We start from the raw sequence: 22968 nt of genomic DNA on the forward strand, positions 1-22968 counted from the left end.
ATGAAGATACTGAGTAGTATTTTATTCTTTATTGTAATTTTCTTGGACAGCTTCGCTCAGGACCGAAGCCCTATTTTTTTTGAAAAATCTGGAGAAAACCTCGTCCGTTTTTATTTTGATAACAATTATTATTTAGTTGATAGAGACTGTGAATTTAAGAGCATTGAGCGTGTAGCGAGTTTTGATCCTGCAAGCAGTAAATATATCGGTTCATTTACCGATTTTGATTTAGAAGGCAGGCCGATACTTGAAGGTTCTTATGTCGATGGAAAAAAAACTGGCTATTTCAAATCCTATCACCCCAATCGATCCATTAAATGGGAAGCCACATTTGTGAATGATAGACCTCAAGGCAATTGGAACTACTATTATCCGGATGGAGCATTAATGATGGTTGTAGAATTTTCTCCTGACTATGTGAAAATCATGGAGTTCAATGATACCCGGGGGCGGAAGGTTGTAGAAGGAGGAAATGGCAGGTTTGATTTCAATGTTCCTTTCCAAGGTTATAATCCCTATGGCTATCCATTTGTAAAACATAAAGGAAAATTAAAAGACGGTGTGCCAGACGGAATTTGGCAAATTTATTATACGGCTGACAAATTAGCTGATTTAGTTGCTGAGGAAGTCTACTATAGAGGGGTTTTCAAATCCGGGTATGATATAATCAATGAAACTGAGTATTCATCTCCTATTTTCAGCGTTCTACCGGTTGAAAATTTCTTTAGGGCAGAAAAATTCATTTCCAAGGGCTGTAATTACGATGAAATCGCGGGTTATAACAGCTATTTAACTGATTATCTCACCCAACCTTTTCATTCTTTTGAATTGAGAGCACCTATTGAGGATAATTTCGAATATAAAGTTCAGGTAAGCAAGGATGGAAACCCATCAAAATTAGAGATCATAGATGATGTTCCTGAGGAGATAAGCAGACCATTTAAGTTGGTATTAAATTCCGTAGAGCGATATATTCCCTCGTTTGTAAATGGGGAATACATTCAGGATGAGATTACTGTAAAGGGAAAAGTATCATCGGACGAATCTGGAAAGATACAATTCCATAGCTTGAACATTGCTAGAAAGAATGAACAATAGGACATTAATAGAGAATAATTATATTTGCACAAATATTTATTTATGAAATTTCACAAGGAAGGCTATACCAGTTTAGCATTAGTAGTATTATTTATTTTTATAATAAATGCCATTGCGCATTATTATGATGCCGGTAGTGTTGTGAAATGGATCATATATATTGTTTCTGCATTTCTGTTGATTACGATTGTCCAATTTTTTAGGAGTCCAAACAAAACCATAACAATCGATGATGGGATTGTACTATGTCCTGCTGATGGTAAGGTTGTAGTGATTGAAGAAACAGAAGAAACTGAATATTTGAAGGACCGTAGGATTCAAGTTTCGATTTTTATGTCTCCTATCAATGTCCACGTCAATCGAAATCCTGTATCTGGAATTGTATCCTTTTTCAAATATCATCCTGGGAAATTCTTGGTAGCATGGCATCCAAAATCCTCTACTGATAATGAAAGAACAACCGTAGTTGTAAAGACCGAATCTGGAGTAGAAGTATTGTTCCGTCAAATAGCTGGAGCAATGGCTAGAAGGATCGTTTGGTATGTGAAAGAAGGCCAAGAGGTGAAACAAGGTGAAGAATTTGGATTTATTAAATTTGGATCAAGGGTGGATTTGTTTTTGCCATTGGATTCAAAAATCAATGTAAACATTGGGGATAAGGTTACGGGAGGTAAATCAATTATTGCCCGTTTTTAATCTCAAACAATGAGAGATCACCTTTAATTAGGTAAAACATGAATTTTCGCACCCTAATCCTTGTCATTAGTTTTGTTTTTTCCTTGACACTATCAGGAATGAACTACTATTATGAGAGGGACTTACCTACTTTCACCTTTATCCTGATCCTGAGTTTTGTCCTTTCATTCAGCTTATTAAACTATGTTTTTCAAAAATTTGTATACGAAAGAATAAAATCTGTATACAAATTGATCCACAACCTGAAGTTGGGCAAAGAACTGAAAGACGCTTTAGGGGACCATAAATCTGAAGATCCGATTGGAGATGCAGAAAAAGAAGTAAGGGACTGGGCCAAACAAAAAACCATAGAGATTAACCAATTAAAAGCTCAAGAAAAATTTCGAAAAGAATTTCTTTCTAATATTTCCCATGAATTCAAAACCCCATTATTTGCGATTCAGGGATATATTGAGACCCTTCAAGACGGTATGATTGAGGACAATCCAGAAATGGCAGTTAATTTTCTGAATAAAGCCTCTCGAAATTTAGATCGCTTGAGCTATCTGATCCATGATTTGGATGAAATAGCAAAACTGGAATCTGGCGAGATCTCAATTGTAAAGGAAAAATTTGACCTCATTGCACTTATTAAAGAGACCATCGATGATTTGGAATATAAAGCCAAAGAAAATAATATAACCCTTGTTTTTAACCCTAAAGGCAATAATCCAATTAATGTAAAGGCGGATAGAAAGAAAATTCAACAAGTTTTAATCAACTTAATTGATAATTCTATTAAATATGGATCCAAGGGAGGTAAAACAAATATCAAGGTTCACTTATTAATAGACCAGGTACTGATTGAAATTACTGATAATGGTCAAGGCATTGAAGAAAAAAATCTACCAAGAGTATTTGAGCGATTTTTCAGGACGGATAAAAGTAGATCTCGGGATATCGGAGGATCAGGATTAGGACTTGCAATCGTTAAACATATCATAGAAGCGCATCAGCAAAATGTGCATGTTAGAAGTACGGAAGGTATAGGTACTACCTTTTCATTTACCCTTGAGAAAGCTTAATTTAAGCGATTTATCAAAACTTAACATTAACTTAACATTAAGTGCATAATTTTGCGCTACTTAAAATACGAGTTATGTCTTTAAATAGCATTTTTCAATACTTTGTCCCGAAGGACAAGAAATTTTTCCCATTATTTGAACAAGCCGGATCAAACTTAATTGACATGGCTAAGCTTCTAAAAGAAAGCGTTCATACTACAGATCTTCAGCTTAGAAAAGATAACTCCAAATTATTGGAGGATCTTGAGCACAAAGGAGATAATCTTACACATCAAATCCATTTAGAATTAGGCAAGAACTTTATCACTCCATTTGATAGGGAGGATATCCATGCCTTAGCTAGTTCATTAGATGATGTTGCTGATTTTATTCATGGAGCTTCCAATAGAATGGAGCTTTATAAGGTTACAGAACCAAGCGAGGCTATGAAAGAAATTTCAAGCTTAATTCTTGAAGCAACTGAACATGTTGCAAAAGCTTTATTTGAGCTAAAAGATTTAAAAAACATCAGAAATATTACCGATTCATGTGTACGCATCAACAGCGTCGAAAATAAGGCAGACTATATTTTTGACAAAGCAGTTGCCGAGCTGTTTGAGTATGAAAAAGATGCAATCAACCTGATCAAGAATAAAGAAGTTTTATCAGCGATGGAAGATGCAACTGATAAATGTGAGGATGTTGCCAATGTATTAGAAAGTATTCTTGTGAAGAACGCTTAATTTATTAAATAAGAATTCACAACAATATTAAATTATGGGTATAACCACATTATTAATTGTCGTAATCGTTCTGGCTATTGCGTTTGACTACATCAATGGTTTCCATGATGCAGCCAATTCCATTGCGACTATCGTTTCGACCAAAGTATTGACTCCATTTATGGCAGTACTATGGGCCGCTTTATTTAACTTCGTCGCTTATTTTGTTTTTACTGACCATAAAGTCGCTAATACCATTGCCAAAACGGTCATAGAAGAATACATCACCCTAGAGGTTATCTTTGCTGGCCTTGTAGCCGCAATTGCATGGAACCTTTTTACCTGGTATTATGGAATTCCTTCAAGCTCAAGTCACACTTTGATTGGTGGATTTGCGGGATCAGGAATGGCATATGCTTTATTCTTAGGAGCAAATCCCATGGAAGCTATTAATTTAAGTGCAACCTTAAAGATTGTATCATTTATTGTCTTGGCTCCATTGGTTGGTATGACCATCTCCATTATCATTACTTTAATAATTATCAACATCTGCAAAAAAGCAAGACCAGCTGTAGCCGAGAAATGGTTCAAAATCCTTCAGTTAGTTTCATCAGCAGGATTGAGTTTTGCTCATGGTGGTAACGATGCCCAAAAGGTTATGGGTATTATTGCAACAGCATTGATTGCACAAGGGGTAATTGGAAGTTTTGAAGAAATGCCTGAATGGGTGCCATTGGCTTGTTATTTTGCAATTGCAGCAGGAACGATGAGTGGAGGATGGAAAATCGTAAAAACAATGGGTACTAAAATCACAAAGGTTACTCCATTAGAAGGAGTAAGTGCAGAAACAGCGGGTGCTATCACCTTGGGGATTACAGAGCACTTTGGTATTCCGGTTTCAACGACTCACACGATCACTGGTTCAATTATCGGTGTTGGAATAGTAAAAAGAGTTTCCGCCGTTCGATGGGGAGTTACCATAAGTTTATTATGGGCTTGGATTTTAACTATACCTGTAAGTGCGTTGTTAGGTGGGTTAACCCTAGCAATAATTCATTATATTTTGTAGTAAATATCATACAGGCATCTGTTATTATGCTCGAATTTATTGACAATTAATAAAGTTTTGATAAAAAATTTGTGTTATTTAATGTTAATAAGTATTTTTACGCGGCAAAAGGACCTGTAGGTAACATAAAAAAAGGGCTTTTTACAAATTAACATTTTTTGGCATTGTTATTGTTAAGTTATGTTAAATTGATTTTTACAACTAGAAACAATTAAAAATTTTAATAACCTTAAAAAAAAGAGTATGAACTATTCTACAATTAAAAAAACAGCTGTTGCAGCTTCTTTAGTAGCCGCTTTAGGTTTCGCAGAAACTGCTCAAGCACAAACCCCAACTGTATTTGGTGGTAGATCACAATACAGAACTTGGTCAATTGGTGTTCAAGGTGGTATCACTACTCCTAACACTATTTTAGGTGGCCAAAACGGTTTCGGACAACGCGTTGGATATTTCCAAAACAAAGTTGGTGAATACTATGGTTTAACTATCCGTAAACAATTCTCTCACTTATTCGGTTTAGAATTAGAAGGAAACCGTGGTCGTATCAAAACTTTCAACCATGACTTAGTAACTGCTCCAGAAACTGCAAACGGTGCAAGATCTGCTGAGACTTCAGTTAACTGGGCAGCTAGCTTAAATGGTGTATTCCAATTAGGTACTATCGACTTCATGAGAAGAGAAAATGCTGTTAACTTCTACGCTAAAGTTGGTTTAGGTGTTATGGCTCACAACCCAGTTCAATTTGCTAACAACGATTTCACAGGTACTGAAGTTTACAACAACGAAGGTAAATGGGGTCAAGAAATCTTTGGTGACCGTGAGTCTACTGGAGACCGTGACAACCGTTTAACTGGATTTATCCCAGTTGGTGTTGGTGTTAAATTTAAATTATCTGAAGTTGTTGCCTTGAACTTAGGTTACACAATGAACTTCACTGATGACAACTTATTATACGGACCAGTTCGTTACGACGGAAAACAAAAATTCTCTAACGTATATGGTGGTTTAGAGTTCACTTTAGGTTCTCGTGATAAAGAAAGCTTAACATTCACTAACCCAGTTGCTACATTATATGATGAGTTGAAAGACCCTTCATTACGTAACGAAGTTGAAGCATTGAAACAACGCGTATCTACTTTAGAAGGTACTGTTGATCAATTAAGCAAAGACTCTGATGGTGACGGTGTATCTGATAAATTTGACAAATGTCCAGGAACTCCTGCAGGTACAGTAGTTGACGGATCAGGATGTCCAATCAAATTCCCTGAGCCTCAGCAATTAACTGACGGAACTACTTCAGGATACTTCGCTCCAATTCAATTCGAATTTGACAGCTCAGTATTGAAAACTGAATCTTACTCTACTTTAGATAAATTAGCTAAAGAATTGAAAGACAGCAATGGTTCTGTTTCATTAGATGGTTATGCATCTGCTGAAGGTACAGAAGCTTACAACATGAACTTATCAAAAGACCGTGCAAATGCAGTAAAACAATACTTAGTTAACGCTGGAGTATCTGCATCAAGCATCAACGCTACAGGATACGGTGAAGCTAACCCAGTTGCTTCAAACGATACTGAAGAAGGTCGTGTTCAAAACCGTCGTGTTGAGATCAAAAAATAATTGTTAGAAATAACAATTTGAAATAATAAAAGCCAGCTGTTTCAGCTGGCTTTTTTGTTGTTTTACACAAGTATTTACATTGTAATTACTTTATTAACTTTACTTTTGCAGACTAGCCCAGTCTAAAATGTGAATATGTTGAAAACAATTACATATTCAGATGTTCAAAAAATAGTATTTTCATTTAGGAATTGGAGAGTACGAATAAAATTTAAAGAGGAGAATAATGGAAGAAGATTTTGAATTTGGAACACCGGAAGAACAAAAATTTTCGGTGGATCGTTATGAGGAAATGCTTCGAAATGAAGACCAGTACTTTTTTGACGCAAAAGCTTTTGAAAGCATTATTGACTATTACATTACTAACAATGATCCAATAAAGGCTTTACAAGTAATAGAATTTGCATCTGCCCAACACCCATTCGAAACCTTGTTCTTAATTAAAAAAGCTCAGCTATTGGCATCAACTTTACAGTATGAGCCTGCATTGGAGGCTTTAAACAAGGCTGAATTATTAGAACCTTCGGAAGGTGATATCTATTTAATCAAGGGTACAATCCTATCTGCCCTCCAGGAACATGCTCTAGCCGAAGAAAACTTTTTTAAGGCATTAAAACTAAGTGATGCTAAAGATGAGGTTTATTACCAGATTGCTGGTTTATATCAGATGCAGGGTTCTTACGAAAAGGCAATATCATATCTGAAGAAATCCCTTCAAGCAAATAAAGATAATCAAGATGCACTTTACGAAATAGCATTTTGCTATGATGTATTGGAACAACAGCAAGAAAGTATACAATTCTATAACCAATACATCGATACAGACCCATATTCATATGCTGCATGGTATAATTTAGGAAATGCTTACCATAAATTGGGTGATTTTGGAGCTGCAATTGACGCTTATGACTATGCTATCTTGATCAATGAGAATTTCTCATCTGCTTATTTCAATAAAGGGAATGCCCTGGTAAACTTAGATCGCTATTCAGAAGCAATTGAAGTCTATAAACAAACATTCGAGCATGAAACTCCTAATGCAGATACTTATTGTGCCATTGGGGAATGCTATGAAAAGTTGGAGTTGATGGATGAAGCTAGACAGTACTATAAAAAAGCTGTAAAGCTTGATAGCAATCAAAGTGATGCTTGGTTTGGCATTGGAGTAACTTTAGATTTTGAAGAAAGATATTTTGAATCCCTTCATTTTTACAAAAAAGCCCTAGAAATCGACGATGAAAATCCAGATTATTGGTTTGCGATTGCGGATGCCCGATATAAATTGAAACAATTTGATCAGTCTATTGAAGCTTATTCAAAAGTTGTTGAATTAAACCCAACCGATGCTGAGGCATGGTTGGACTATTCATCGCTTTTATTTGAGCAAACAAGACTTGAAGAGGCTATTGAAGTAATTTCAGAAGCCATCAAATGTAACCCTGATGAAGCTACACTTTATTACCGAATGGTTGCCTATATGTTTGCAGCAGGGAAATATACAGAGGCTTTGAGTTTCTTGGAACTTGCCTTAAATGTAGACCCAGAGAAGCATTATATATTATTTGAGTACTTGCCTCAATTACAGGGAAATCAAGTTATTGTAGACATAATTAAAAAATATACAGAAGGAAGATGAAACAATTAGGATTAATTGGCTATCCCCTTGGCCATTCATTTTCCAAAAAATATTATTTAGAAAAATTTAGAAACGAGGGTATAAAGAATATTGATTATGATTTATACCCTCTTTCAACAATCGAAGAATTTCCGAGCCTTTATCTGAATAACCCTGAATTTTACGGAGTCAATGTAACTATTCCTTATAAACAGGATGTGATGCAATATTTAACGGAACTTTCAGAAGAAGCTAAGGAAATCGCCGCTGTGAATTGCATACAAATCCGACATGAAACAGATGGTGTTAAATTGAAAGGATTCAATACAGATGCATATGGATTTGAAAAGTCATTGGAGCCATTATTGAAACCCAACCATAGCAAAGCATTAATATTTGGAAATGGAGGAGCAACAAAGGCCGTTGCATACTCTTTAAAAAAGCTAGGCATTGAGTATAAGATCGTTAGTCGGGCTAAGACAGAGGATAACCTTTCCTATGAAGACCTAACGGAAGAATTAATCCAAAACACGCCATTATTAATAAATTGCACACCATTAGGAACATTCCCAAAAACCGAGGAGTGTCCAGCCTTGCCATACCATGCAATCAGCAGTGAACATTTATTATATGACCTTATTTACAACCCTGAAGAAACCTTATTCCTAAAAAAAGGAAAAGAAAGAGGGGCAGCTATTAAAAATGGTTATGAAATGTTGGTTTTGCAAGCAGAAAAAAACTGGGAAATCTGGAATCAATAGGAAAAACCCAATTGCTTAGAAATATTTCCTATTTTTGGACATGCTACATATCAAGACATTTGTATTCAATCCATACCAGGAAAACACCTATCTAATCTATGATGAAAACAAAAACTGCATCATTATAGATCCTGGAATGCACAATTATCAAGAAGAAAACCATCTGAAAGAATATATTGAAAACAATGGTCTAAAACCAATCCATCTTATCAATACCCACGGTCATATCGACCATGTGTTGGGCAACAAATTTGTATCTGAGACCTATGATTTAATTCCACAGTTCCATGAGGGCGAATTACCCTTAGTGATACAGGTACAAAACTATGCTCCTCAAATGGGTATCCGATATGAGCCATCGCCCATTCCTGAGACATTCTTAACAGAAGATGATAACATAAAGATAGGCGATGAAGAATTATCCCTGATCTTAGCGCCTGGTCATTCACCTGCCCATCTTTGTTTATACAGTAAAGAACATAACTTCTTGATAGGCGGCGATGTTCTGTTCAAGAGCAGTATCGGTCGCACAGATCTTCCAGGTGGCAACCATCAGCAATTGTTGAACAGTATTGCTACCAAAATATACACACTCCCTGAAGAAACAGTAGTATATCCTGGTCATGGACCGACTACCACTGTTGGAGAAGAAAAAAAGACTAATCCATTTATCAGAGCCTAGAACAATGAAGCTCCCAATATTCTTTGCGAAACGATATCTTTTTTCAAAAAAGTCAGTAAATGCGATCAATATCATTTCATCGATCAGTATGATCGGGGTATTGGTGAGCACAGCTGCTTTGGTGATAGTTTTATCCTTTTACAATGGATTGGAACGCTTTATTCTTTCACAGTACAGCACTTTTTCGCCAGAATATAGGATTGAACCATCCTCAGGCAAGGTGTTTTCCACCAATAGCGAAGCCTTTAAAAATCTTCGCGCATTACCAGAAATCACTTCATATAGCGAGGTATTAGAAGACAAGGTCCTTGCTGAATTTAACCAACAGCAATTTATTGGGCGATTAAAGGGCATTGAACCCAATAGCCTACATCAAATCGCCAATGAAGACATGTTATTGGAAGGCAGGTTAGAAGTCAAGGAAGACAGCACGAATTACGCTATTCTTGGCACCACGGTCCAGGCAAACTTACAAGTTCCGCTGCAAGGAGACGAAAATCAGATATTCCTCAATATTCCTGACAAAAAAGCATCTCCAAACAATATCAATCCATTGGAAGATATCAGGACACGCGTAATAAAGCCAAATGCCATTCTCGGCTATCAACCCGGCTTCGAAGATTTAATCATTGTACCCATAGATTTTGCAAAAGATTTACTCAATGAGCATGAAGGCATCTCAGCAATTGAACTCTATGGGAAAAACGACAATTCTACAAGCTTACAAAAGGAAATTCAAGCTCTATTAGGCAAGGATTTTCAGGTAAAGAACCGGGAACAGCAGAACCCTACCCTTTACAAAACCGTACGATCAGAAAAATGGATCGTTTTCTTTATCGTGACGATCATCGGAATCATTGCAATATTTAATATTATTGGTTCCCTGACCATGTTGGTGATCGACAAGAAACAGGATATGGTGGTATTGAATAGTTTAGGGGCGAGCAATAACCTCATCCAAAACATCTTTTATTACCAAGGCATCCTCATTGCATTGATCGGAAGTGTCACTGGCGCTTTCTTAGGATTGGTTTTCTGTTTATTGCAAGATCATTTCGGATTTGTCACAACCAGCGAAGGCTCATTGTTCGACGCCTACCCTGTAGACATTCGTTATATGGATTTGGTGCTGATCTTTATTACGGTAATGGCGGTTTCCACTTTGGTTTCTTATATGGCCTCCAGGTTAAACATAAGAGGCATCAATAAGCGCGGAGCGCTAGAGTCCAATTAATACTTCAGTCGCTGTCTACTAAAATCTCCACGCTTGATCTGGTTGATCAATGAACCCCAAGCAAAAGGATTCAACAGTGGGTTTGCCATATTTTGGTTGATGGCTTTATTCGACATATTGATATGTCGCTGAAAGTTATTAAACGTTTGGATTTCTTCAGCACTCCTAGGAACAATCTTAGAAAGAGATGCCAAAGCTTGAGGAGATAGATTCCTTTTTGCAGTCATTACATCATCACTACCAATATTCAAGGCCAAGAATTCCATATTGAACTCTTCAATACTTGCCCATGGCAGTGGAGGACCAACAGTAACCATCGGTAATTCCTCTACGGTGGGTGTCAATTCGATCTTGACGGTATATTTATCACCATCGACATTAGGAATGGTAATCCTCACGGAGCGGTAACCAATAGAAGAAAAGACAATCTCGTCACCGGTATGTCCGACAAAGGAGAAGTAACCTTCATGGTTGGCTGAATATGTCTCATTCCCATAACTTTCATTTCGAATAGTCACATAAGGAACTGCAATATCCGTCTCCTCCGCTAAAATATACCCAGAGACCTGTACTATTTTATTGTTCTGAGCTTGGAGGCTCAAACCAACTGCCAATAGTACAGCAAGCAAGATATATTTCTGTAGGAATTTCATGTAGCAACAAAACTAGGGAAAATCATACGTAAGACGCTGTTAAATAGTGTTAACAGCATCTAATATTTTTATTACAATTGGTTGGGGTTTATCGCATTGGGATCATCCATATCCGTGATATTGATTGCTTCCACAGCAACAATCTCCGGAACGGCCTTTTTAATCGCTTGTTCTAAACCTGCTTTAAAAGTCATGATACTCATTGAACAATTTGCGCAAGTCCCCAACAATTTAAGCTTCACAACGTTGTCTGGCGTAATTTCTTCAATAGAAACGTTACCCCCATCAGTCTGTAAATAAGGTCTGATGGAATCCAATGCTTGCTCTACTCTTTCAAATAAGGTCATTTTAAATCCTGATAAAATATATTAAACGTAAATATAGTTATTATTTTAATTATTTGTGACATGCCCGATGCTAATTCAACATTCATTTGACTTAACAAAAAACCCTAATATTAGCCTCAAGACCTTCAATCTCAGCAAAATGAGGCACTTTAAGTTAAAGATTGTTAAAACCAGGTTCATCCAAGAATTACCTTATTGAAATCAAGTATTTTCGCGTATCATTAAATAATTGAAAATTAGTATTAATTCACGTATCTTTGTGGGATGTTTTTAAAGAATCATGTATTTAGCCTAATTGTCGGCTTGTTTCTTTTATTGGGCTTGGGTAGTTGTAAGAGTAAATTCGAAAAACTACGCGCAAGCAATAACGTACAAATGAAGTATCAAGAAGCTGTAAAGTACTACGAAAAAGAGAAGTACTCTAAAGCTTTGACCTTATTTCAAGATCTGTTGGCCAAATACCGTGGCACAGCTGATGCTGAAGATCTAAACTATTACACTGCTTTTGCTGCCTATCGTCTTAAAGATTATATCTCAGCAAGATTTCACTTTAAAAACTTTGCAGATAATTATCCAAACAGCCCTAGAGCTGAGGAATGTCGGTTTATGTCTGCATACTGTTATTATTTAGATTCTCCACGATCAAATTTAGATCAAGACAATACACGTAAGGCGATTGACCAACTTCAACTCTTTGTGAACCTGTACCCTGAGTCGGAACGAGCAAAAGAGGCTGGTGATTTGATCCAAAACCTTCGTGACAAATTAGAGAAGAAAGCTTTTGACAATGCCAAATTGTATTTCAATATGGGATTGCCAGATGATTACCGTGCAGCTGTGATCGCATTGGAAAATGTATTAAAAATATATCCAGACACCAAGCACGCAGAAGATATCGAATATCTATTGGTAAAATCACAATATCTTTTTGCCGATAACTCCTACCCTCACCGTCAAGAGGAAAGATTCAATCAGATGATTGATTATTACGACAGCTTTATGGAGCATTACCCTGAGAGCAAGTACAACAATGAGTTGAACGGCCTTCGCGGAAGTGCGGACAGAAAGATTGCCTCTGCCCTGAAGATCATGGCTAATGACGAAAAAATGAGGAAACAACGTGAAGAAGACTTAGGTATTGCAACACCAAATGGTGTTCCAATCGAGACCGAGAATAACAATCAACAATAATCTTTAGTACATCCATTTTTATTTATATATGAATCAGAATAAAAATACCGTTCCAAATTCAACAGTAACTCGCGATTTAAGAGAGTTAGACCAAACTACTGATAACCTTTACGAATCTATCGTTGTTATCAGCAAGCGTGCTAATCAAATCGCTGTAGATATGAAAGAGGAGTTAAACCAAAAATTGTCAGAGTTTGCTAGCAGCAATGATAATTTAGAGGAAGTGTTTGAAAACCGTGAGCAAATTGAAATCTCTAAGCACTACGAAAGATTGCCAAAACCAACTTTAGTAGCTATCGACGAGTTTTTACACGAGAAAGTATATTTCAGAAACCCATCTAAAGAACAAGAGTAAGCTATTTACCATGTCTTTAAGAGACAAACATATTGTAATTGGTATAAGCGGCAGCATCGCCGCTTATAAGATTGCAACATTGGTAAGATTACTGAGAAAAGCAGAAGCCTCCGTTCAGGTTATCATGACCCAGGAAGCTACTCAATTCATTACTCCACTTACTCTTTCTACCCTTTCCAATAACCCCGTTTTCGTTGAATATTACGACCAAAAAACAGGGGAATGGAATAACCATGTCCATATTGCCGAATCGGCAGACCTCATTTTAATTGCTCCAGCTACTGCAAATACTTTGGCAAAATGTGCCCAAGGTATCTGCGACAATCTTCTTCAAGCAGTCTATCTTTCTGCAAAAAGCAAGGTTTTCTTAGCTCCGGCAATGGATTTGGACATGTGGATACACCCATCTGTCAAAAACAACATCCATCTGCTCCAATCCTACGGAAATGTGATCATCCCTCCGGGAAAAGGAGATCTGGCCAGCGGACTGGTAGGTGAAGGTAGACTGGCAGAACCGGAAGAAATCTTCCAGTTTATCCAAGACTATTTCGAATCCGATAAACCGCTTTCTGGAAAGAAAGCCCTGGTTTCAGCAGGACCAACCTATGAAGCTATCGATCCAGTTCGTTTCATTGGCAATCATTCCAGCGGAAAGATGGGTTATGCCATTGCGAAGGAACTCAGCAGCCTTGGCGCTGAAGTGACCCTAGTCAGTGGTCCAACAGCTTTGAGCACGCCAGAGGGCGTAAAAAGGGTCAATATTCAGTCTGCAGCAGAGATGTTTGATGCATGCAGCAAATACTTTGATCAAGCCGACATCACGGTCATGAGCGCAGCCGTTGCGGACTATACCCCTACCGAAGTTGCCGATCAGAAAATCAAGAAAAAAGCCGAAGACTTCAGCATATCCCTTAAAAAAACAACGGATATCTTAGCTAGCCTTGGAGCAAAAAAGACAGAAAAGCAGACGCTGGTTGGATTTGCACTAGAGACAAACAATGAGTTGGAAAATGCAATTGGCAAGCTGAAGAGAAAAAACCTAGATTTTATAGTACTCAATTCCATGCAGGATAAGGGTGCCGGTTTTGCACACGACACCAATAAAATCACGGTCATCAATAAAAAAGAAGAGATACTTTCATTTGATCTAAAAAGCAAGGAGGAAGTGGCAAAGGATATTTGTGCTTTGATCTTAGCCCATCAAAATCTATAAGTTATAGATTTGCTATCCTAACTTCCCTTGGGTAGTAATTATTGATACGATTTCCCAAAACCTTTACCCAGCCTAAAGAAACCCCCTCATAATTAATCAAGCACCAGCCTTTTTTCACCCCATTGAACAATTCAATGTCCAACTGTTCCTTTCTTAGGAAATCCTGAGCATCTAATAAAGAGAGCTCCACTGAAGACAGATTTTTATCTCTAAAAACACTCAATGCCAGATCATGGGATGGAACAAGCTCCTTTCCTATCCACTTTCCTACCATTGTTCCTGCATTTTTGAGGTAAAGGACCTGTTGTAAAGCCTTTAAGCTGGCTTCCAAGTCTTTCGGAAAAATGTGGACATTTTCATTGTGCATTAATGTGGAAAAGTCCTTGTCATTTTCAATCCATCCAACTAGGCAGTCTTTAGGAACTGGAGATTTCTCCATTTTCATCTTCTTGGTCGAGAATGTAGGCTGGATATGCTTTACTTGCAGGATGCCAATGAAAAATCCTTCTCCCTTAGTTTTATGCGGATAAAAACGATAGCCAGTGGCCTTATGTTTTTCAGATTTGGTCAGTTCTATTCCCCAATCAGGATCAACCGGAACTTCTATGCTAGCAAGGTTATATTCTTCGATCAGCCAATCCAAAATATCTTCATTTTCCTCAGAAGAATAAGAACAGGTAGAATACAGTAAATAGCCATTGCTGCTCAAACAAGATACAACTTCAGATAAAATCCTTTGTTGCCTCTCCCTGCAGAGCTTTACATTCGCTTCTGACCATTCATCAATACTATCTTCATCTTTTCGAAACATGCCTGAACCCGAACAAGGGGCATCCACCAGCATTAGATCGAAGAACCCTGGCAACCTTCTGAAAGCTGAAGGATCGTTATTGGTCACCACAACATTTGGGAACCCCCAACGTATCAGGTTTTCCTGTAGGATGACGGATCTACTCTTTATGATTTCATTTGCTACCAATAAGCTATTGGGACTGATCTGATCATTGACCAAGGTAGATTTCCCTCCTGGTGCTGCACATAGATCTAAGGCCTTGATGTCCCTTTCCCGAAGTTTTAGTTCCTTCAAGATATGACTGACAAACATAGATGATGCTTCCTGCACATAATAACAGCCCGCATGAAATAAGGGGTCCAAGGTAAATTTTGGACGTTCATTCAGATAATACCCATTTTCACACCAGGGGATCCGGTCGGCAAGTTCAAAGTCTAATTCTGTGGGTTTTTTAGGATTTAAGCGTATGGAGGTGAGTTTTTCCCCGCTTTCATGTGCGGCTTTAAAGGCGTCTTCGTCAAAAAATGGATTTATACCTAATCTTTTTATTAAGGAATTCGGGAGAATATTACTCATATTATGCTAATAAATCTATGTAAATTTACAGGAATTATTTTTTTCCTTTAATATTTAGAATGAAAGAATTTAAAAAATATTATATCATACCTGCTACACCTGAGGAACTTTACAGAGCATTGACGACTGAAATAACCATCAGATTATGGACTGGCGACCTTGTAGAAATCGACCCAGTGCCCAATGGAGAATTCTCCATGTGGGATGGAGCCATTCAAGGAAAGTTCCTGGAATTGGAACCGTTCAGCAAAATTGTCCAGGAATGGTATTTCGGAGAGCAGGAAGAACCTTCCATCGTGACCCTGAAACTCCATGAACATAAAAAGGGTACTTCATTAGAAGTAAGGCAAAGCAACATTCCTGACGAGGCCTATGATGATATCGTCGATGGATGGGATGATCCCTATATTTCATCATTGATGGAATTTTATGACGAAGAAGAAGATTAAGACCCTTCAAAAAAATAAAAGCCATGTCCTTTGACATGGCTTTTATTTTGTTATTTATTAAGCTTTTATTTCTGTTTTTCTAAGAAAGATACCAGCGATGCAAACTCTTCCAAAGTCAATGAATTTGCCAAACCGGCCGGCATCATAGAATTCGGCATTTCTTTTCTACTTGCCACATTGCTTTTGTTGATGGTATTCACATTCCCGGCAATATCTCTCAGTACAAGCTTGCTTGCAGTCTCCTGGGTCACAAAACCCATGAAATTCTTCTTGTCCTTAGTCGTTACCAAGACAGTGGAGAATCCTTGGGAAATTGATGCATTAGGTCTCAAGATCGATTCGGCAATCTGCTCACGGTTCATGATACCACCGATCTGTCCCATAAATGGTCCCTTCATAGCCTCGCCTTTATTGACACTGTGACAAGCATGGCAACCTTGTTTGTTAAACAAAGCTTTACCTTTCGTAGGATCTCCCTTTACTTTACGTAGTGCTATCATTACCTCTTCGATAGAAGTTTTACCTACCTGTCCTTTTTGGTTCTTGATTTTCTCTAGGTCAACTTTCTTCTCTGTAGGCTGTTTTTCAGCAATTGCCTTAGGTTCTACAATATCAAATGCAGCAATCTCCATCCTGAATTTTTCATTTAGGTCAGCAAAATACTGTTTTTTGGAACTACTGCTTTTTGCTCCCTCAGCAACCAGGAATTTTTCGATAACCGGTGATGATGCCCAATCAACGGCTTTATAATATGGACCATGCGAATCCGGACGGGTTCCCCACCACCAAGAAGCATCATAATCCGCTTCTTTTTTATACAACCTGGCAAGGGTAACCAGGATTTTATCCTTTAATTTTTGATCCTTTGTTTTTCCATATGCAGCGATCAATCCTTCTACGGCTCTTGGATCATGCATATAGCGCAATGCCCATAATGCCAGATCAGGACTCTCTGTGCTCAAAAATCCTACGGCAGGATTTACGGCATTCAAGCGAACCAATGCTTTTACGGCCAAATGAGGGAGAATAATTGCTGAGTTAGGAACATCATGAGGACCTTCCTTTCCTTTTGCAGGAGCAATGAACGATGCTGGTACAGCCACTTGTAGCAATGAATTGGCCACTTCTGGTCGACCCAATCTACCTAATGAAACAGCAGAAACGGCCTGAACCCTAACCGATGGATCTTTCAACCCTTCAACAAAAGGATCTGTAGGCACTTGGTCCACTGTAGACAAACGGTCTGTCAAGGCACGGTATGCAAATTCCCTAACGGTTGCTTCCTTAGCAAGGTCTAGCAAAGCTGTAACGCCTTTTCCTTTAGCTACCTGTGCATAAGTATAAATACCAGCCACTCGGCTGCTCAATGGCAAATTCTTGTCTTGAGCAGTCTCCAATGCTGCAGTAGCAGCTTCATCAGATGCTCTTGCTACCAATTCTTGGGAAGCATATAACCTAATCGTAGAACTTCCAGACTTCAACAGTTCCTTCAATTCAGCTACAGAAGCATTCTTGATTTCTGGAAAGGCTTTGTAAGTCCAACCTTGAGGTACAACACGAACGATATAACCTTTATCAGGATTACCTGAATAGCCCGCACCATCCCATGCAGATAGGTATAATCTACCTGAACCATCTACATCCACATCCGTAATCTGTGGCAACTTGATGAATTCTTCTTCTTTCTGTTTGAAGCTAGGGCCATCCGGAGTCACATGATGCATATAAAGGAAGTTCCTTCCCCAATCTGCCATCATTGGCACCTTATTATATTTTTCTGGCCAAGTATCCTCATCCATGTATAAGGATCCTGTTCCTGAACCACCACCCAACATGGCCAATGCCGGAATGATCTCTTCTGTAAAGTTTTGGAACAATAAAGGATAACCATATTCACCAGATTGGATCTGATGGGAAAAACGGATATCCCAGCCCCCACCATCATTGGTATTATCCCTGGTGAAGATATTCATAAATGGATCGATTGCAACATCATAAATATTGCGCAGGCCATGTGTATATAGTTCCATTTCGGTACCATCAGGACGGACCCTCAAAACACCACCGCCTAGATTGGTCAATTTCTTGCCATCTGCACCCGTAGCATTATGGAACCCAAAATCTCCAACTGCGATATAGATCCAGCCATCGATTCCCATTCTAATCCCATTTGTTGCATGGTCCGTACCACGTTCTTGAATATACTTGGCATTACTTAAGCCATTGATCAATACCTTAGGGTCTCCATCTGCAACACCATCTTTATCCTTGTCTTCAAATACCACAAGGTCCATACCTGTTGCAATCCCTGATTTGGAATCAAATGTCGTGTGCAGGACAAATACTTGATCGCCTAGGACAAAGATTCCCCTTGGGTTATCCACGCGGGCGAAATCTGTATGCTTATCCATGCTGCCGTTATTATCCGAATCCACAAATCGACGGATAAAGCCTTTGCCCATATCCTTACCCAGAGATCCGATCATATCCACACCTACATAGACTTCTCCAGTAGGGGCAACTGCTAGGCAGGCAGGCGAAGGTGTAAGATCTGGACCGGTAAATTCGGTCATGATCAGATCGGATGGAGCACCAGACATGGTTTTTAAAGTATCCTGTCCCATTCGGATACCGTACTGATTAGTGAAATTGTTTTTAGTTTGAGATAGTTCTGAGTTCTCATTAAAATTGGGGAACCCCAACATTAATGGAAGGAGAAAAAATAAATTAAATGTTCTTTTCATTCTCGATGATAAATATAGATTGATTGGAATAGCGAATAACCGGTTTGGTTCCCAATCCCGGAAAACAAGATCCCATTAATACGCTGGTTTAAGTAAGATTTTAATAAAGTTAACTGGCACTAGAGCTTAAATAAGCTTTTTTCTATTTCACAATTCACATTTGGTTAAAATTATACTAGAATAAAAATGCGAATAATATTTCAAATGAACTAATTCGATTTTAACTATCTGTTGCTTGATATTGTTTGGAAAAGGGTGGGATGGAAAGGATGGGTTGGGTTTGAACCAGGATTAAATGGATGAGAGGATGGGCCAAGATCATCGGGAAGAACCAGGATTAATGGGATGGGAGGATATTCCAGGAGCAGGATGGACAATATGGCGACGGAACGGATCCGCGTCCCTACCGGCATACCTTATTACCAATTGCCCCTAAAAACAGAAAGCCCGCTGTCTGCTGACAGCGGGCTCCCGTATAAAATTAGGCACCGACCTACTCTCCCACCTGTTACGGCAATACCATCGGCTCTGGCGGGCTTAACTTCTCTGTTCGGAATGGGAAGAGGTGGACACCGCCGATATAGGCACCTGAATACCTTTTTGTACATGCCCCTCATCTAGGGGACGGTACATTGACATGTTATTGGAAGAAAAGATCAGAAAAAGAGAGAGGACAACAGGTCTATCCGCATTGGAAAGCTTCGGGCTATTAGTACCACTCGGCTTTGGTCTCTCAACCTTTACACCTGTGGCCTATCGACGTCGTAATCTCCGACGACCCTTGTGAGGAAGTCTCATCTCGTGGCTAGTTTCGCACTTAGATGCTTTCAGCGCTTATCTATCCCGGACGTAGCTACCCTGCCGTACACCTGGCGGCATAACAGGTTCACCAGCGGTCCGTCCAACCCGGTCCTCTCGTACTAAGGTCAGATCCACTCAAACTTCCAGCGCCCACAACAGATAGGGACCGAACTGTCTCGCGACGTTCTGAACCCAGCTCGCGTGCCACTTTAATGGGCGAACAGCCCAACCCTTGGGACCTTCTCCAGCCCCAGGATGTGACGAGCCGACATCGAGGTGCCAAACCTCCCCGTCGATATGAGCTCTTGGGGGAGATCAGCCTGTTATCCCCAGAGTACCTTTTATCCTTTGAGCGATGGCCCTTCCATACAGAACCACCGGATCACTATGTCCGTCTTTCGACCCTGGTCGACTTGTAGGTCTCACAGTCAAGCAAGCTTATGCCATTGCACTCCACGTACGGTTACCAAGCGTACTGAGCTTACCTTTGAAAGCCTCCGTTACCTTTTTGGAGGCGACCACCCCAGTCAAACTACCCACCAAACAATGTCTCCCGATTTATCGGGATTAGAAACCGAATACAGAAAGGGCGGTATTTCAAGGGCGTATCCGCGATTCCTGGCGAAACCGCTTCGACTACTCCCGCCTATCCTACACATCCTGTACCCAATTTCAATGTTAAGCTATAGTGAAGGTTCATGGGGTCTTTCCGTCCCGTTGCGGGTAACCGGCGTCTTCACCGATACCACAATTTCACCGAGCTCATGGCTGAGACAGCGCCCAGATCGTTACACCATTCGTGCAGGTCGGAACTTACCCGACAAGGAATTTCGCTACCTTAGGACCGTTATAGTTACGGCCGCCGTTTACTGGGGCTTCGATTCAATGCTTCTCCTTGCGGATGACATCCCCTCTTAACCTTCCAGCACCGGGCAGGTGTCAGGCCTTATACCTCATCTTTCGATTTCGCAAAGCCATATGTTTTTGCTAAACAGTCGCCTGGGCCTTTTCACTGCGGCTTCTCCATCGCTGGAGGAAGCGCCCCTTCTCCCGAAGTTACAGGGCCATTTTGCCGAGTTCCTTAGCCATGATTCACTCGAGCACCTTAGGATCCTCTCCTCGACCACCTGTGTCGGTTTGCGGTACGGGTCTTGATGACCTGGAGCTTAGCGGGTTTTCTTGGAAGTCTGCTTACCTGCGCTATCAGCGCCCCCGAGGGTTTGCTGTACTATCGGGCTTCGGCTGTACCGGCGGATTTGCCTACCGGTCCAATACCTTTGCCCTTCAACGAACTATTCCGTCAGTTCGCGGCAGTGTCACTACTCCGTCACCACATCGCAGTCATCAACAGTACGGGAATATTAACCCGTTGGCCATCGGCTGCCTCCCTTCGGATGCGCCTTAGGTCCCGACTGACCCTGATCCGATTAGCGTTGATCAGGAAACCTTGGTCTTTCGGTGGGCGGGTTTCTCACCCGCCTTATCGTTACTTATGCCTACATTTGCTTTTCCATCAGGTCCACCACAGGTCGCCCTGCGGATTCGCCCCCGATGGAATGCTCCCCTACCAGTGCAATAAATTGCAATCCATAGCTTCGGTACCGTTCTTGATGCCCGTTTATTATCCACGCCCGGCCGCTCGACTAGTGAGCTGTTACGCACTCTTTAAATGAATGGCTGCTTCCAAGCCAACATCCTAGCTGTCTGGGCAACCGGACCTCGTTAGTTCAACTTAGAACGGATTTGGGGACCTTAGCTGATGGTCTGGGTTCTTTCCCTCTCGGCCTTGGACCTTAGCACCCAAAGCCTCACTGCCGGCCATATCTAGCAGCATTCGGAGTTCGTCTGGATTTGGTAGGATTTGACTCCCCCGCACCCAATCGGTAGCTCTACCTCTGCTAGACTCCATGCCGACGCTGTTCCTAAAAACATTTCGGGGAGTACGAGCTATTTCCCAGTTTGATTGGCCTTTCACCCCTACCCTCAGGTCATCCGGAAACTTTTCAACGTTTATCGGTTCGGTCCTCCAGTACGTGTTACCGCACCTTCAACCTGCCCAAGGGTAGATCACAAGGTTTCGCGTCTACCTCGTCCGACTGTGCGCCCTGTTCAGACTCGCTTTCGCTTCGGCTCCTGGCCTTAAGCCATTAACCTTGCCGGACAAGAGTAACTCGTAGGCTCATTATGCAAAAGGCACGCCGTCACGGAATCGCTCCGCTCCGACCGCTTGTAAGCACACGGTTTCAGGTTCTTTTCACTCCCCTGTTCGGGGTTCTTTTCACCTTTCCCTCACGGTACTGGTCCACTATCGGTCTCTCAGGAGTATTTAGCCTTGCCAGATGGTGCTGGCGGATTCCCACAGGATTTCTCCGGTCCCGCGGTACTCAGGATACCACTATGCCTGTATTCTTTGCCTGTACGGGGCTCTCACCCTTATCGCGCAGTTTCCCACCTGCTTCCAGTTCATAGCACAGTACAATATCGTGGTCCTACAACCCCGGCCATGCCGTGACATGACCGGTTTGGGCTCTTTCCCGTTCGCTCGCCACTACTTGGGAAATCATTGTTATTTTCTCCTCCTACGCCTACTTAGATGTTTCAGTTCAGCGCGTTCGCCTCAATTGATGGCATGTCTTCAACATGCCGGGTTGCCCCATTCGGAAATCCACGGATCGATTCGCATTTGCCGATCCCCGTGGCTTATCGCAGCTTATCACGTCCTTCATCGCCTCTGAGAGCCTAGGCATCCCCCGTGTGCCCTTGTTTACTTTCTTCACGCTACCACCCCTTTTGCTAAGTGGTAGGTTGCTTTTGGTCCCATGCTTGCGCATGGAGCCTCTGTTGTCTTCTCTTGTTAATCTCTTTTCTTCCAATATGTCAAAGAACTCTTTATCCGAGCAGTTAGTATTAAGTACTTAGTATCTAGACCGTGACGGCCGTACATTTCCTTTACACTGCGCTCAGAAACGTGGAGAATAACGGATTCGAACCGTTGACCCCCTGCGTGCAAGGCAGGTGCTCTAGCCAGCTGAGCTAATCCCCCGTGTGATGGTAGTCCCGAGCAGATTTGAACTGCTGACCCCTACATTATCAGTGTAGTGCTCTAACCAACTGAGCTACGGGACTAGCTTATCTCTCTCATCTCTCGGTGTCACCGTTTGTCGGAAGCTTTTTGCAGATCGTCACTATCTAGGTTCTAGATACTAAATACTCACTACTAAATACTCCCCACAGGGTGGGCACTTTCTTCTGAATGTCTTTTTTTCTGTATAGATCATGTATGTGGCGCAGCTCCCCCGGAGC

The 22968-nt window shown here is 40.4% G+C and carries 18 protein-coding genes, 2 tRNA genes and 2 rRNA genes; 14 read left to right on the forward strand and 8 right to left on the reverse strand.

Translation table 11 applies throughout. The features are described 5' to 3' along the window. The 10 genes from NMK93_RS18515 to NMK93_RS18560 all read left to right on the forward strand — a co-directional run bounded on the left by NMK93_RS18515 (nt 1) and on the right by NMK93_RS18560 (nt 10543). Complete coding sequence (locus NMK93_RS18515; protein ID WP_185213244.1) at nt 1–1098, forward strand: toxin-antitoxin system YwqK family antitoxin; 1098 nt, start codon at nt 1–3, stop codon at nt 1096–1098. Nucleotides 1099–1140: 42 nt separating this feature from the next. Continuing rightward, nucleotides 1141–1794, forward strand: coding sequence for a phosphatidylserine decarboxylase family protein (locus tag NMK93_RS18520; protein WP_185213245.1), 654 nt, complete (start codon nt 1141–1143; stop codon nt 1792–1794). Between the two features lie 248 nt (nt 1795–2042). Further along, on the forward strand, nt 2043–2858 hold the full coding sequence (locus tag NMK93_RS18525; protein WP_308214550.1) for an ATP-binding protein: 816 nt from the start codon (nt 2043–2045) through the stop codon (nt 2856–2858). 74 nt (nt 2859–2932) lie between these two features. Further along, nucleotides 2933–3580: a DUF47 domain-containing protein gene (locus NMK93_RS18530; RefSeq protein WP_094257457.1), complete on the forward strand. Its 648-nt coding sequence runs from the start codon at nt 2933–2935 to the stop codon at nt 3578–3580. A gap of 34 nt (nt 3581–3614) precedes the next feature. After that, the gene (locus NMK93_RS18535; RefSeq protein ID WP_094257458.1) at nt 3615–4628 is read left to right on the forward strand and encodes an inorganic phosphate transporter; all 1014 of its coding nucleotides are present in this window, start codon (nt 3615–3617) and stop codon (nt 4626–4628) included. Between the two features lie 243 nt (nt 4629–4871). Then, nucleotides 4872–6251: an OmpA family protein gene (locus NMK93_RS18540; protein WP_254530249.1), complete on the forward strand. Its 1380-nt coding sequence runs from the start codon at nt 4872–4874 to the stop codon at nt 6249–6251. A gap of 226 nt (nt 6252–6477) precedes the next feature. Then, complete coding sequence (locus NMK93_RS18545; RefSeq protein ID WP_185218438.1) at nt 6478–7887, forward strand: tetratricopeptide repeat protein; 1410 nt, start codon at nt 6478–6480, stop codon at nt 7885–7887. Next, nucleotides 7884–8627 carry a shikimate dehydrogenase gene (locus NMK93_RS18550; protein WP_254530247.1) on the forward strand — a complete coding sequence of 248 codons (744 nt, stop codon included), beginning with the start codon at nt 7884–7886 and terminating at the stop codon, nt 8625–8627. The genes NMK93_RS18545 and NMK93_RS18550 overlap by 4 nt, the downstream gene beginning before the upstream one ends. A gap of 40 nt (nt 8628–8667) precedes the next feature. Continuing rightward, nucleotides 8668–9309, forward strand: a complete 642-nt coding sequence (locus NMK93_RS18555; protein WP_185218436.1) for an MBL fold metallo-hydrolase — start codon at nt 8668–8670, stop codon at nt 9307–9309. A gap of 4 nt (nt 9310–9313) precedes the next feature. Beyond that, on the forward strand, nt 9314–10543 hold the full coding sequence (locus NMK93_RS18560) for an ABC transporter permease (RefSeq protein ID WP_185213251.1): 1230 nt from the start codon (nt 9314–9316) through the stop codon (nt 10541–10543). Here the strand turns inward: NMK93_RS18560 and NMK93_RS18565 are convergent. Together NMK93_RS18565 and NMK93_RS18570 are read right to left on the reverse strand one after the other, a co-directional pair. Then, the gene (locus NMK93_RS18565; RefSeq protein ID WP_254530245.1) at nt 10540–11196 is read right to left on the reverse strand and encodes a carboxypeptidase-like regulatory domain-containing protein; all 657 of its coding nucleotides are present in this window, start codon (nt 11194–11196) and stop codon (nt 10540–10542) included. The genes NMK93_RS18560 and NMK93_RS18565 overlap by 4 nt on opposite strands. 71 nt (nt 11197–11267) lie before the next feature. Further along, the gene (locus NMK93_RS18570; RefSeq protein ID WP_093099647.1) at nt 11268–11543 is read right to left on the reverse strand and encodes a NifU family protein; all 276 of its coding nucleotides are present in this window, start codon (nt 11541–11543) and stop codon (nt 11268–11270) included. A gap of 264 nt (nt 11544–11807) precedes the next feature. On the opposite strand from NMK93_RS18570, the gene NMK93_RS18575 reads away from it, so the two are divergent. The 3 genes from NMK93_RS18575 to coaBC are packed head-to-tail and all read left to right on the forward strand — an operon-like array spanning nt 11808 to nt 14302. Further along, complete coding sequence (locus tag NMK93_RS18575) at nt 11808–12734, forward strand: outer membrane protein assembly factor BamD (RefSeq protein ID WP_185213253.1); 927 nt, start codon at nt 11808–11810, stop codon at nt 12732–12734. A 28-nt stretch (nt 12735–12762) separates the two neighbouring features. Continuing rightward, on the forward strand, nt 12763–13089 hold the full coding sequence (locus tag NMK93_RS18580; RefSeq protein ID WP_094257467.1) for a DNA-directed RNA polymerase subunit omega: 327 nt from the start codon (nt 12763–12765) through the stop codon (nt 13087–13089). 10 nt (nt 13090–13099) lie between these two features. Next, the gene (gene coaBC, locus NMK93_RS18585) at nt 13100–14302 is read left to right on the forward strand and encodes a bifunctional phosphopantothenoylcysteine decarboxylase/phosphopantothenate--cysteine ligase CoaBC (protein WP_254530243.1); all 1203 of its coding nucleotides are present in this window, start codon (nt 13100–13102) and stop codon (nt 14300–14302) included. A gap of 1 nt (nt 14303) precedes the next feature. On the opposite strand, the gene NMK93_RS18590 is transcribed toward coaBC, so the two are convergent. Beyond that, nucleotides 14304–15671, reverse strand: coding sequence for an RNA methyltransferase (locus tag NMK93_RS18590; protein WP_254530241.1), 1368 nt, complete (start codon nt 15669–15671; stop codon nt 14304–14306). A 59-nt stretch (nt 15672–15730) separates the two neighbouring features. Here NMK93_RS18590 and NMK93_RS18595 point away from each other — a divergent pair, with 59 nt between their 5' ends. Beyond that, entirely contained in the window at nt 15731–16120 is a 390-nt protein-coding gene (locus NMK93_RS18595) for an SRPBCC domain-containing protein (protein ID WP_185213257.1), read from the forward strand. 65 nt (nt 16121–16185) lie between these two features. Here the strand turns inward: NMK93_RS18595 and NMK93_RS18600 are convergent, their stop codons facing one another. The 5 genes from NMK93_RS18600 to NMK93_RS18620 all read right to left on the reverse strand — a co-directional run bounded on the left by NMK93_RS18600 (nt 16186) and on the right by NMK93_RS18620 (nt 22791). Further along, nucleotides 16186–18864, reverse strand: a complete 2679-nt coding sequence (locus NMK93_RS18600; RefSeq protein WP_254530238.1) for a c-type cytochrome — start codon at nt 18862–18864, stop codon at nt 16186–16188. Nucleotides 18865–19344: 480 nt separating this feature from the next. After that, nucleotides 19345–19456 (reverse strand): 5S ribosomal RNA (gene rrf / locus NMK93_RS18605). Between the two features lie 98 nt (nt 19457–19554). Then, nucleotides 19555–22439, reverse strand: a 23S ribosomal RNA gene (locus tag NMK93_RS18610). 195 nt (nt 22440–22634) lie between these two features. Further along, nucleotides 22635–22708, reverse strand: a tRNA-Ala gene (locus NMK93_RS18615). A 6-nt stretch (nt 22709–22714) separates the two neighbouring features. Continuing rightward, nucleotides 22715–22791: transfer RNA gene (locus NMK93_RS18620), tRNA-Ile, on the reverse strand. Nucleotides 22792–22968: the final 177 nt, after the last annotated feature.

The sequence above is a fragment of the Sphingobacterium sp. LZ7M1 genome, assembly GCF_024296865.1.
Classification (GTDB): domain Bacteria; phylum Bacteroidota; class Bacteroidia; order Sphingobacteriales; family Sphingobacteriaceae; genus Sphingobacterium.

Excerpts from the sequence above, each read along its gene's own strand:
- NMK93_RS18530 (WP_094257457.1), top strand. The coding sequence starts at position 2,933 with ATGTCTTTAAATAGCATTTTTCAATACTTTGTCCCGAAGGACAAGAAA.
- NMK93_RS18515 (WP_185213244.1), top strand. The coding sequence starts at position 1 with ATGAAGATACTGAGTAGTATTTTATTCTTTATTGTAATTTTCTTGGAC.
- NMK93_RS18535 (WP_094257458.1), top strand. The coding sequence starts at position 3,615 with ATGGGTATAACCACATTATTAATTGTCGTAATCGTTCTGGCTATTGCG.
- NMK93_RS18575 (WP_185213253.1), top strand. The coding sequence starts at position 11,808 with ATGTTTTTAAAGAATCATGTATTTAGCCTAATTGTCGGCTTGTTTCTT.
- NMK93_RS18580 (WP_094257467.1), top strand. The coding sequence starts at position 12,763 with ATGAATCAGAATAAAAATACCGTTCCAAATTCAACAGTAACTCGCGAT.
- NMK93_RS18520 (WP_185213245.1), top strand. The coding sequence starts at position 1,141 with ATGAAATTTCACAAGGAAGGCTATACCAGTTTAGCATTAGTAGTATTA.
- NMK93_RS18550 (WP_254530247.1), top strand. The coding sequence starts at position 7,884 with ATGAAACAATTAGGATTAATTGGCTATCCCCTTGGCCATTCATTTTCC.
- NMK93_RS18590 (WP_254530241.1), bottom strand. The coding sequence starts at position 15,671 with ATGAGTAATATTCTCCCGAATTCCTTAATAAAAAGATTAGGTATAAAT.
- NMK93_RS18570 (WP_093099647.1), bottom strand. The coding sequence starts at position 11,543 with ATGACCTTATTTGAAAGAGTAGAGCAAGCATTGGATTCCATCAGACCT.
- NMK93_RS18560 (WP_185213251.1), top strand. The coding sequence starts at position 9,314 with ATGAAGCTCCCAATATTCTTTGCGAAACGATATCTTTTTTCAAAAAAG.
- NMK93_RS18540 (WP_254530249.1), top strand. The coding sequence starts at position 4,872 with ATGAACTATTCTACAATTAAAAAAACAGCTGTTGCAGCTTCTTTAGTA.
- NMK93_RS18595 (WP_185213257.1), top strand. The coding sequence starts at position 15,731 with ATGAAAGAATTTAAAAAATATTATATCATACCTGCTACACCTGAGGAA.
- NMK93_RS18600 (WP_254530238.1), bottom strand. The coding sequence starts at position 18,864 with ATGAAAAGAACATTTAATTTATTTTTTCTCCTTCCATTAATGTTGGGG.
- NMK93_RS18555 (WP_185218436.1), top strand. The coding sequence starts at position 8,668 with ATGCTACATATCAAGACATTTGTATTCAATCCATACCAGGAAAACACC.
- NMK93_RS18545 (WP_185218438.1), top strand. The coding sequence starts at position 6,478 with ATGGAAGAAGATTTTGAATTTGGAACACCGGAAGAACAAAAATTTTCG.
- coaBC (WP_254530243.1), top strand. The coding sequence starts at position 13,100 with ATGTCTTTAAGAGACAAACATATTGTAATTGGTATAAGCGGCAGCATC.
- NMK93_RS18565 (WP_254530245.1), bottom strand. The coding sequence starts at position 11,196 with ATGAAATTCCTACAGAAATATATCTTGCTTGCTGTACTATTGGCAGTT.